General features: G+C 40.0%; 4 protein-coding genes. All 4 read left to right on the forward strand.

The features are described 5' to 3' along the window. Positions 1-57 precede the first annotated feature (57 nt). The 4 genes from CWC11_RS08090 to fahA all read left to right on the forward strand — a co-directional run bounded on the left by CWC11_RS08090 (position 58) and on the right by fahA (position 7,247). Positions 58-1,551 (forward strand): peptide MFS transporter, encoded by a 1,494-nt coding sequence (locus tag CWC11_RS08090; protein ID WP_138682274.1) that lies wholly within the window; start codon positions 58-60, stop codon positions 1,549-1,551. Positions 1,552-1,694: 143 nt separating this feature from the next. Next, on the forward strand, positions 1,695-4,442 hold the full coding sequence (locus CWC11_RS08095) for a metallophosphoesterase (RefSeq protein ID WP_138682275.1): 2,748 nt from the start codon (positions 1,695-1,697) through the stop codon (positions 4,440-4,442). Between the two features lie 308 nt (positions 4,443-4,750). After that, the gene (gene hppD / locus CWC11_RS08100; protein WP_058547348.1) at positions 4,751-5,797 is read left to right on the forward strand and encodes a 4-hydroxyphenylpyruvate dioxygenase; all 1,047 of its coding nucleotides are present in this window, start codon (positions 4,751-4,753) and stop codon (positions 5,795-5,797) included. 136 nt (positions 5,798-5,933) lie between these two features. After that, complete coding sequence (gene fahA / locus CWC11_RS08105; protein ID WP_138682276.1) at positions 5,934-7,247, forward strand: fumarylacetoacetase; 1,314 nt, start codon at positions 5,934-5,936, stop codon at positions 7,245-7,247. Positions 7,248-7,367 lie beyond the last annotated feature (120 nt).

Genomic DNA, 7,367 nt, shown 5'->3' on the forward strand with positions numbered 1-7,367 from the left:
AGCTAAAGCAAAAAATTATAAGGCCATCAAAACAATACTTAAAGTTAGGAAGTAAATATGAGTTCAGCTCCAGATAGTGGCTGGTTTGGCCACCCTAAAGGACTTTCAACATTGTTCTTCACTGAAATGTGGGAACGAATGAGTTATTACGGTATGCGAGCTATGCTCGTATTGTTCATGACAGCAAGCTTACAAGAAGAAGGCCTTGCCTTTACCGTTGCATCAGCTGCTGCAATTTATGGCTTATACACAGGCGCGGTATACTTTTTAGGTTTACCTGGTGGTTGGCTTGCCGATAGATTATTCGGTGGCCAAAAAGCAGTGTGGTATGGCGGTATAATCATTATGATTGGTCATATTATTTTGGCTGTTCCACATGAATATTCATTTTTTATTGGTTTAATATTTGTAGCAACAGGTACTGGTTTACTTAAACCAAATATCAGCGCAATGGTTGGCCAATTATACAGTGATGCTGATGAGCGTCGTGATGGCGGTTACGCTATTTACTACATGGGTATTAACTTAGGTTCTTTAATTGGTTACTACGTATGTGGTTACTTTATGGAAAACGTAGGCTGGCACTGGGCATTTGGCGCAGCAGCTGTAGGTATGGCTATTGGTTTAATACAGTACAAGCGTACACTTAATAATTTACCAGAGCACAGCGCTTTACCTGCAAATCCATTAAGCGCTAAAGGTACAACTCGCACATGGGGTGCTATCGCATTGTTCGTTGCTGTTGTTACTGGCGTTACAGTCGCAGCTATGACCGGTGCAATTATTATAAACCCTTCAGTTGTAGCGGGTTATACAGCCGTTATATTTACTGCCATATTTTTTGTGTACTTTGGGCTTATCTATTTCAAAGGTAATTTAACCGGTGAAGAAAAACAAAGAATGTGGGCACTATTTTTAGTGTGTGTTGCTTCTGCGTGTTTTTGGTCTGGTTTTGAGCAAGCGGGTTCATCACTAAACTTATTTGCACGTGATTATACAGACCGTCTTATCGGTACTTTTGAAATCCCTACAACGTGGTTTCAATCATTAAACTCGTTGTTTATTATTGCTCTATCGCCATTTTTTGCAGCGCTATGGATTAACCTTTCAAAGAAAATGATATCACCAACTTACAGCGTAAAATGTGCATTTGGCTTGATTATAATGGCGTCTGGCTTTTTAGTTATGTTTATGGCTGCTCAGTACGCTGCTGAAGGTTTAAAGGTTGCACCTTACTGGCTTGTTACTACTTACTTTTTGCATACTGTGGGTGAGCTTTGTTTAAGCCCTGTAGCATTAAGTGCAGTAAGCAAATTATCGCCTCGTCGCTATACAGGCCAATTAATGGGTGTGTTTGTATTAACTTATTCCATTGGTAATGTTATCTCGGGCATACTAGCTGGTAACTTTGATCCGAATAACGTTCAAGAAATCCCTAATCTTTACCTACAAATTGCATTATTTAGCATTGGTGTTGGTATTGTTTTAGTACTTATGAGCTTTAAAGCTAAAGTATGGGAAAAACAAGGCTTAGAAGAAAAAGTCGCTTAATATTTATCTGCAATTCAAATAAATATTAATAAAACCTCCCCCATAGCTCCTATGGGGGAAATTTCCTCAATTTTCTATGTCACAGCTCTGTTAACTGGTATTATCTCCTGATTAATTTTTAACTAGACTCAGGGAAGCAGTACATGCACTTGTTAACTTTATCTCGCACCACATTTTTAACTTTATGTATTTTTTTATTATCTGCCTGTGGTGGTTCAGATGATCAAGTTACAACTAATCCTAACGATCCAGTCGAGCCAGAGCCAAGTAAATTAACAGTATCTGCAAGTGCAGGCCTAGATGTGAGCCTTGATGAAGGCAACTTTTTACTTACAGTACCTGCCAATGCAGTAACTCAAAGCACTGAACTTACCTACGAAAAAACCGTTTTAGATGATGCTAATGCACTGTTAAATATTATCTCTGATATACATGTACTCACTCCAAGCACTGTTTCTTTTAGTAATCCAATAACAATTACCATAAAAATACCAGATGATTACCAGTTAGGCGGGCAGCTCTTTATTGCTAGTCAATCAGGTGATGGCTGGGCAGTTATTGAAAACTCTTACGTTGAAGATGGCTTTGTAAGCGCTCAAGTAACCACGCTTGGCACATATGCCATTATTATGCAGCGCAACGAAGCCTTTGCTGATATTGGCCCAACTTGTGATATTAACGCGACTGAGCAGTCAGTAAGATTTATTCATGTTGCCGATTTACACGCACGATTTGGTTATGAGGAGCAGTATTTTAGCCGCATAAAAGCCTACTACAACCAAGCGTTAGCGCAAACACCGCACACCCTTTTTACCAATGGGGGTGATGACTACGAAAAAGGCACTGTTGCCGAGCAACTATCACAAGGCAGCGCAACTGAAGAAGCGATAAAAGCAATGCAGTTCGACTTGCGTGTTGTAGGTAATCATGATTACGCGTGGGGGCCTGAAAAATTACTGAGCTACTCACAAGATGACAGCGCCATAGTACTTGCTAGCAATACCCGCTATGAGGGCGAACAGTTACAAGACTTTGCTGCGGTAGGCTTTGCTAAAGTGCAAGTAGGTTGTGTTACCTTGGGCGTATTTGGTATGACCTCAGTACCATGGAACGAGCTAGATGAACCTATAGACGATGAGCCTATTCCTGATTTTATTAAACAGTTTAAAATGAGCTGGCAGTGGCAACAAATAGCACAAAGTATAGTAAGCCAATACCAAGACGACGTTGATTATATGGTAATGCTAAGCCATTTAGGTGAAGGCCTAGATATTGATATGGCAACCGATGTTACCGGTATAGATTTAGTTTTAGGCGGCCATACCCACGGCGGTGAAAGTTATACTACGCTCGAGAATGGGAGCGTTGTTATACAGCCAGATTTTTATGCAAAAGGTATTACCGACGTAACACTTACCTTTAACACTCAAGATAAAACGTCGCCTACAATTAGCTACGGCACAATTGAAACCGACAGCGTGACAGAAATCGATGAGCCGACTAAGCTGGCAATTGATGAAATTATGGGCCGTTATGCCCCTGATGCAGATACAGAAATTGCTATTTCTGAAAACTACCCTAGTAGTTTAGAGCTTGCAGAAATAACCGCTTTAGCAGCTGCTCACTCGAGCAATATCACTGCGGCACTTTTAAATCCTGAACTTGTGCAAACCCGCTGGACACCGGGTACACTAACACAAGAAGACTTTCATAAAGCCTATTATGTAGAAAGGCAGCCTTCAAATACGCCTGGGTTTAATGCGCTATACAGCGTAACGGTTACAGGCAGCGATTTAAACACCATGTTTACCAGTCAACCGGATTGGTTTTTACTAAAGCCTGATGATATACAAGCTGCAAGTACCTACCAGGTCGCTTTATTTAAAGGCGCTGCGCTTAATCCTGAATTATTTTTTAACGGCGTGACCTTTTCAAATGTAGAAGCAATTGACGAAGCATGGTGGTTACTAGATCAATACGCGCGCTTTAGAACAAGCCAATGCTTATACCTAGATACCGATAATCAATTATTTTCATGTAATGAGCAAAACAACATCACAGTATGGAATTTTGACGATGCAAATAACCCTTTAACTGCAGATTATGGCCCTTCAGTACTGAGCTACTTTGATCCAGAACAAACTAACTGGGGTCCTGATGAAACACAATATAATACAACTCAAGCACTTGGTATTTCAGATTTAAGTGACGCAAGCTCAGGTGTTATGGCGTTTTCAAGGCATGCTCCCACTGAAGGGTTATTAATTACATTAAATACACCCGCTAATGGCGATTATGCAAGCGAAGGTATGGTGTCAGACTACACCTTAGTAATGGACTTATATTGGCCAGAAGAAGGGAGAGATATTTACCGCGCGGTTATGCAAGCAAATACCCAAGACTACCTAACTGATGATGCCGATATGTTTATCGACCCGAGTGGCGGCTACGGTAAATCAACCAGCGACAGCGGCTATTTTGGTGATACACAACCGCAAAATTGGCATCGTGTTGCATTTGTATTTTATACCGCACCAAGTAATGGTGTGTTTGAGGTTTATATAGACGGCGAGTTAGCTGGCGTAAAAGAAGATGGTGAAATTGATAGCACATGGGCATTAAACTCAGCTGTTTTATTATTTACAGACAATAACTTTGAAACAGAGCCCGGTTATTTAAATGCGCTTTTATATGCCGGACGTGCAATGACCCGAGATGAAATTAAAAGCATGGGCAACGCGCAATCAAAGCTTACTTTTGAACCTGCGACCCGTGTGTTAAATCAAACTATTGAACGTCACTATCAAGCAGCCCCTGAGATAAAACCTAACGCATGGCTAGAGCAACGTAACAAGTTTTTTAACAGTGATACACAAACTGTAAATAATTAATTACAAAAAACGTAATGAATAATAATCACTAAAAGAGGTTTCAATTATTTAAAACCTCTTTTTTATTAATATAGAACAATAAGTTAAATATAACTCGCACTATTAGCCACAGTTGCTTTTGCCTCTAGCATTTCAAACCGTAATGTAAAAAACTAACATTTTAGTAAACGTCTTATTTAATTTACAGTTAGGCTATTTACTAAATATTGCCCCCCTCTTCCCCAAATCTAAAATCTGGTTGATTATCTAGCTCAATACGACAACAACACATAATCGCAGTAGCAATATTTATTGCAGGAGTAATAAAAATGAGTGAAGCAAATAATCCACTAGGTTTAGTTGGTATTGAGTTTACTGAATACGCAACACCCGATGCAGACTATATGGATAAAGTGTTTACTGATTTTGGTTTTTCAAAATTAAAAAAATTCAAAGGCAAAGATATTGTCTACTACAACCAAAACGACATTCACTTTTTACTAAATAACGAACGCGATGGCTTTTCAGCCGAATTTGCTAAAAGTCATGGCCCGGCAATCTGTTCTATGGGCTGGCGTGTTAACGATGCGCAGCACGCATTTGAAACAGCAGTAGCGCGTGGTGCAAAACCCGCAACCGATTCAACGCACAAAGATTTACCTTATCCTGCTATTTACGGTATTGGCGACAGCCTAATTTACTTTATTGAGCAGTTTGGGGATAAAGGTACTATTTACCAAAGCGACTTTGAAGATTTAGCCACAGCAAATATTGTTGATGATAAAGGGTTTATGCGCATCGACCATTTAACTAACAACGTTTATAAAGGCACAATGGAAACATGGGCTAACTTTTATAAAGATGTTTTTGGTTTTACAGAAGTCCGTTACTTTGACATTAAAGGTCAAAAAACAGCGCTTATTTCGTATGCTCTTAAATCACCTTGTGGCACCTTCTCTATTCCAATCAATGAAGGTAAAGGCAACGACAATAACCAAATTGACGAATACCTTGGCGAATACAACGGTCCTGGTGTTCAGCATTTAGCGTTTTTAACTGATGATTTAGTAAGCTCTCTTGATAAGCTTGATAAATCAACAATCGCTACTTTAGATATTATTCCAGAGTACTACGACACTATTTTTGACCGTGTACCTTGGGTTGCAGAAGACAAAGAAAAAATTCGTGAGCACCAAATATTAGTCGATAGCCAAAGTGAAAATTGCTACTTATTACAAATATTTTCTAAGAACTTATTTGGGCCAATTTTTATTGAAATGATCCAACGTGTTGACGATGGCGGCTTTGGCGAAGGTAACTTCCAAGCGCTGTTTGAATCAATTGAACGCGATCAAGAGCGCCGCGGCGTTTTATAACTTTTTTGAGTAAATTAAAAGCAGCGATTTTCGCTGCTTTTTGTCGTTTTAAATTTAAAAAGTATTGTGCCAAGCACTAGTATGATTAAATAAACCATACCTTGTCGCTATACAGTAAAAATAAATAGGAAATGTAATGAGCCTTATTAACGAAACCCATGATATTAATTTAACAAGCTGGGTAAGCTCTGCAAATAATGCAGAGTGTGATTTTCCGATTCAAAATTTACCTTTTGCAGAGTTTCGCACCAAAGGCACTAATGAGGCCTTTCGTGGCGGTGTAGCTATAGGCGATCAGGTTATCGATTTAGCAAAATTAAGCCACTTAAACATTTTTACCGGTGATGCTAAAACAGCGCTAGATGCAGCAAGCGAATCTACATTAAATACGTTTATGGGGCTTGGCCAACAATATTGGTCTGCACTGCGTTTAGCACTTTCAAAAGCACTTCGCGAAGGCGCAAAACAACAAAAAGAAATTGAAAGTACATTAATAGCACAAGCTGATATAGAGTTTTCACTCCCGTGTCTCATTGGTGATTACACCGACTTTTACACCTCAATTTACCATGCAACAGCCGTTGGTAGCTTATTCCGCCCAGATAACCCATTACTGCCTAACTATAAATGGGTACCAATTGGCTATCATGGTCGCTCTTCATCTATTGATGTATCAGGGCAAACATTTCATCGCCCTAAAGGACAAACTAAAGCGCCTGATGCAGAAGTCCCTTCTTTTGGCCCGTGTAAACGCCTAGATTACGAGCTAGAACTTGGTATTTACTTAGGTAAAGGCAATGCACTTGGTGATGCTATAGCCATTGAGAATGCAGAAAATCATGTGTTTGGTTTTTGTGTATTCAACGATTGGTCAGCACGTGATTTACAAGCATGGGAATACCAACCTCTAGGCCCGTTTTTAGCAAAAAACTTTGCCTCAACCGTATCGCCTTGGATTGTAACCACTGAAGCACTAGCCCCTTATAGAACAAGCTGGACACGTGATGAAAACGATCCGCAACCTATGGAGTATCTAGAATCTGCAGCTAACCGCGAGCAAGGTGCATTTGATATTCAAATGGATGTTAAAATTCAGACTGAAAAAATGCGCAGCGAAGGCCACTCACCTACTCGCGTATCAACCTCTAGCTTTAAGCACTCTTACTGGACAGTGGCACAAATGGTAACGCACCACACAGTAAATGGTTGTAACTTTATGCCTGGTGATATGCTGGGCTCTGGTACTCAGTCAGGCCCAACGCATGAAGAAGCGGGCTCTTTATTAGAGCTCTCTCGTGGTGGTAAAGAAAAAATAACACTCAGTAATGGCGAGCAACGCAGCTTTTTAGAAGATGGCGATAACGTGATTATGCGCGGCTGGTGTGAAAAATCAGGTTTTGCACGAATTGGTTTCGGCTCTGTAGAAAGCACTGTTTTAGCTGCAAAATAATTAAAACGTTAAAAAATTAAATTATATAAGGGTTGCCTAGGGCGTGTTGATCTTTGCGGATTGAAATTTGTTCAATCTAGGGGCGATTAAATCGCGGCGCGAGGTTTGTAACCTAGTGGA

It is taken from the genome of Pseudoalteromonas sp. S3178 (assembly GCF_005886985.1).
GTDB lineage: Bacteria > Pseudomonadota > Gammaproteobacteria > Enterobacterales > Alteromonadaceae > Pseudoalteromonas > Pseudoalteromonas carrageenovora.

Coding starts and splice junctions, on each gene's coding strand:
- hppD (WP_058547348.1), top strand. CDS start 4,751: ATGAGTGAAGCAAATAATCCACTAGGTTTAGTTGGTATTGAGTTTACT.
- fahA (WP_138682276.1), top strand. CDS start 5,934: ATGAGCCTTATTAACGAAACCCATGATATTAATTTAACAAGCTGGGTA.
- CWC11_RS08095 (WP_138682275.1), top strand. CDS start 1,695: ATGCACTTGTTAACTTTATCTCGCACCACATTTTTAACTTTATGTATT.
- CWC11_RS08090 (WP_138682274.1), top strand. CDS start 58: ATGAGTTCAGCTCCAGATAGTGGCTGGTTTGGCCACCCTAAAGGACTT.